At 63.6% G+C, this 1,263-nt stretch carries 3 protein-coding genes; 2 read left to right on the forward strand and 1 reads right to left on the reverse strand.

What is annotated here, in order from left to right:
• The coding region (locus D6860_RS25080) for a hypothetical protein (RefSeq protein ID WP_128549331.1) at nt 1–441 on the forward strand (441 nt) is incomplete at its 5' end.
• Between the two features lie 119 nt (nt 442–560).
• On the opposite strand, the gene D6860_RS25085 is transcribed toward D6860_RS25080, so the two are convergent.
• Nucleotides 561–953: a hypothetical protein gene (locus tag D6860_RS25085; protein WP_076625200.1), complete on the reverse strand. Its 393-nt coding sequence runs from the start codon at nt 951–953 to the stop codon at nt 561–563.
• A 71-nt stretch (nt 954–1,024) separates the two neighbouring features.
• Here D6860_RS25085 and D6860_RS25090 point away from each other — a divergent pair.
• Nucleotides 1,025–1,263, forward strand: a 239-nt coding sequence (locus tag D6860_RS25090; RefSeq protein ID WP_164845671.1) for an NlpC/P60 family protein, incomplete at its 3' end; no start/stop codon positions are given.

Below are 1,263 nucleotides of genomic sequence, written 5' to 3' on the forward strand. Positions count from 1 at the left end.
CATGCCTCGCTGGCGCAGCCGATCCTGCTGTCGACCGATCCCACCACGCGGATCTCGACCGACCCGCTGATCTACGGCACGCGCTCGGCCTGGATGGGCGCGGATCCGGCCACCGAGCCTTACCTCTTCGTGCTCGCCTCGGCCGAGATCCCCGGCGACCAGGAGGACGCGCCGGCTGCCGCGACCATCGTGCTCGAGAATGTCACCAACGAGATCGCAGCACAGCTCCGCGCCATCCGCACCCGCGCCACCGTGCACATGGCGGTGGTGCTCGCCTCGACCCCCGACGTGGTCGAGGTGGAGTTCCGCCATCACAAGATGATCTCGGCCGAGGGCGATGCCGCCGAGGTTTCGATCTCCATGTCCCGCCAGCCGATCGAGGAGGAATACGCCCCCATGGACCGCATGACCCGAGACCGCTTTCCGGGGCTTCACCGATGAATGGAGTGTTCAAATGGCTGTTGAACTGCAGGACTACACCGAAGTGGCGAGCGACACCGAGTTCACCACGGCTCTATTTCGTTGGAAATACGGTCCAGCTTGTGCCTGTGAGCGCGCTGTCAGTCGTAGAGTTGCGCGCGCAGCCGCTGGATCAGATCCCGCGCGATCTCCCGGGTAAGGACATAGCTGTCTGGAATGGCGCTGGTGACGAACTGAACTCCGATCCGATCGTCGTTGGGGATCGGCGAAACGCCGATCTGATGGACCAATGTCGCCGTGTTCATTTCCAGGTGAAGTCCGTCGTCCGACCGTGGATTGATCATGGCTTTTCGATCCTCTGCAGCTCTCTGCACGTCACGAAGTTTCCGTTGGAGGACGACGATCTCGTGGGTGTCGATCGCGAAGCTGACGGGTCCGTTCTCAGTCCAGATGTCGATGAGCGAATGGGTTCCATCCGGCGACAACCGCGCCCGTACCTCTCCATTGAACTGTGGCGGTATCTGATCGGTCATTCGAAGCCCTCATCTCCTGAAAACTTGCAGCATTGCATGCGGGGCAGCTGTGCCAATCAAGGATTCGTTTCATGAGCTGGTCGAACGCCTACATCGGCCTGCCGCATGTCGCCTTCGGGCGGGAGCGCGACGGCTGCGATTGCTGGGGGCTGGTGCGCCTGGTCTACCGCGAGCGGCTCGGGATCGACCTCCCGGCCTACGCGCCCGCGCGCGCCTGCGCACTGGAAGAAGCGGAGATCGAGGCGCTGATCGGCTCGGCCGTGACCGGCGGGGATTGGGTGCAGGTGGCGCGGCCCGAGGCCTTCGACGT

The sequence above is a fragment of the Salipiger sp. D13 genome (assembly GCF_003703915.1).
GTDB lineage: Bacteria > Pseudomonadota > Alphaproteobacteria > Rhodobacterales > Rhodobacteraceae > Salipiger > Salipiger profundus.